2 protein-coding genes are annotated in these 2333 nt (G+C 47.2%); one reads left to right on the top strand and one right to left on the bottom strand.

Annotated elements, in window-relative coordinates; all coding sequences use genetic code 11:
• Positions 1-781: GTP-binding protein (locus KDK17_RS19045; RefSeq protein WP_257288823.1), on the bottom strand; the 781-nt coding region annotated here is incomplete at its 3' end.
• Between the two features lie 156 nt (positions 782-937).
• On the opposite strand from KDK17_RS19045, the gene KDK17_RS19040 reads away from it, so the two are divergent.
• Positions 938-1855, top strand: a complete 918-nt coding sequence (locus KDK17_RS19040; protein WP_257288822.1) for a hypothetical protein — start codon at positions 938-940, stop codon at positions 1853-1855.
• The last annotated feature ends 478 nt before the right edge of the window (positions 1856-2333 follow it).

Genomic DNA, 2333 nt, shown 5'->3' with positions numbered 1-2333 from the left:
GATGAAACAGTGCATCGAAAGAAAACACCAGCATTGAACTGTACAGCCAGCCACAGCTGAAATGGCCCTGCCCCTTGTTCTCCCGTCGGATAAACAGTTCGCCATCAGGCAGTTGCAGGGGAACCGTTTCCGGCATGGCGCTGTGAGAGTGGTGCGCATCAGGATGCAGAGCGACCTGATGACCTCTGGGCAGATCCAGCCATTGGTGCTCCAATGCACCATGAGCTACCCAGGCTGTCTTGAACGCTTTGTTTTTCATGGAGCGGCAGAATTCGTCAAAACGCGCCTTGTCGGAATCCTCACAACAGTCGGTTTTATTGGCCACGATGACATCTGCCAGGGCCATCTGGTCCTGAAAATTTTCGTTATCCAGGTAACGCTGGTCTTTCAGGTTCCTGGGGTCTACCAGACAGATAGTGGCTTTCAGATCCAGTACTTCTGAATAGTGCTCACCTGAAAGCGTTTGCAGGATTTGCTCAGGATGGCCCAGTCCGGTGGGTTCAATCAGAATACGGTCTGGCTTGCTGCGGGCAATCAGCATGTTCAACCCGATCTGCATCGGCAGTCCGGCAACACAGCACATGCAGCCACCGGGAACTTCCCGGACAACGGCTCCTTTGCCCGACATCATGGCGCCGTCGATGCCGATTTCGCCAAACTCATTCACCAGCACACCCCAAGTCTCGTCACTGGGCTTGTTGGCCAGCAGGTGAAGGATGGCAGTGGTTTTACCGGATCCCAGGAAACCGGTAATCAGGTTAGTGGGGATTGCTTTGATCATGACATCTGAAACTGATTGGATTTGTTACAATATAACGTTTTTGGGGAGAGTATGGGAGAAGAATTTCCATAGACTCCCTCTATTAATGGAAGAAACTGGAAAATTGTCGATAGTTAGATGTAAGCGATTTTCTGCTCTCAGGGAGGATAGTGAGCAATGGCTGGACCAATAAATTTTCTAAAAGGCTTGGTTGGGGCATCATCTTCACAGAGTCCAGAGAGTGTCAAAAGCGAAAGGGTTGGGCGATATAATCATCGTACTGCTGAGGCTCTGGATGGCAAACCCATCCTGAGGAAATCAAAAGAATACTATATCGCTGAAGCTAACAAGCTGAAAAAGCAGGCTGGGGAGTACAGATCGAGGTATGCGAAAGACAATGCACTTCAAAGAGCTCAAGAGGCAGAAAACCATGCCAAAAGTGCCAAAACCAATGCTGAGCTCCATGCTAAGCTCGATGCTGAGCTTGAGCAAGACATAAGGTTAGCTGAAAGCAGGAGAAAAAAGCATACGGTCCCTGTGGATCGGGTCAAAAGCAAACAGGCTAAGGATGCAGGTGGCAGACCCATCCTTGAGGGCTCAAGAGAACAAATTATGGCTGAGGCTAAAAGGTGTGAAGAGCGGGCTGCAAAGTGTGTAACCCAGATGGAGAAAGACGTGGAGCTCATGAAGGCTCGCAGTCTGAAAATCGACGCTAGAAACGCTAAAACCAATGCTGAGCTCCATATTGAAAATAAGCTTGAGGAAGCCGAAAAACAAATGGCTGAAATGAGGAGAAAAAGGCATAGGAGTCCTCTGGATCAAATTAAAAAAGCGATGGGTAAGACTGTTGATACAGTCAAACATGAAGCAGAAGATTTTCTAGACGATTTGTCACAGGCTAAACGTTTGCATGATCGGAAAATTAAAATATCCAACGAAGAAGGTGTATTGAAGAATTTGATCAAACAAAGAGACACACTGAAGTGGTATAAGAACCCTAAAGAAAGCTTCAATCTGTGGCGGGATATTGGGACGAAGGAAGCCGCTATCGCCGCTCTTAAGAAGGAAAATCATCAACATGGAATGCGTTCATAGGAAAGTTTTTTTATTGACATCCCTTAGCCCTTCAATGTGACTCCCCAGCCGCCAGATAATGAATAACCCTGCCAATGTGGCGGCTGATTCATAAATAAGTTCTGACTGTTCCATCGGCGCCAACGCCAATATTAAAAAGACCGGAAGGCAGAATACCAAGGTTCTCATGGTGACGACCCAACCTATTGAAATCAGTCGAGTCCAGAACTGTTCTCCCTGACGACCCCCGTTGCAAAGCCAGGCATAAAAGATAGCAATAAAGGGAATAGAGAGTTCTATTACTTCGAGCCAGCCCGAATGGGAAAAGCTGTCATTAATGTTTTCAGGAAAAAAAAACAAGGTTAGAAACACCAGCCAACATAACAGGTACAGGTAGGTTTCTTGACCAGAGAGAGGCTTCTGCCTCAGTCGCTCTTTTAACCAGTTAATCCCTATGAAGCATACTCAACTGCAACCCCTGCTCACAATCAGTAGATTC

It is taken from the genome of Endozoicomonas sp. SESOKO2 (assembly GCF_024606245.1).
GTDB lineage: Bacteria > Pseudomonadota > Gammaproteobacteria > Pseudomonadales > Endozoicomonadaceae > Endozoicomonas_A.
Note: the sequence above shows the minus strand (reverse complement) of the source record. Positions and strands in the feature narration are given on the sequence as shown.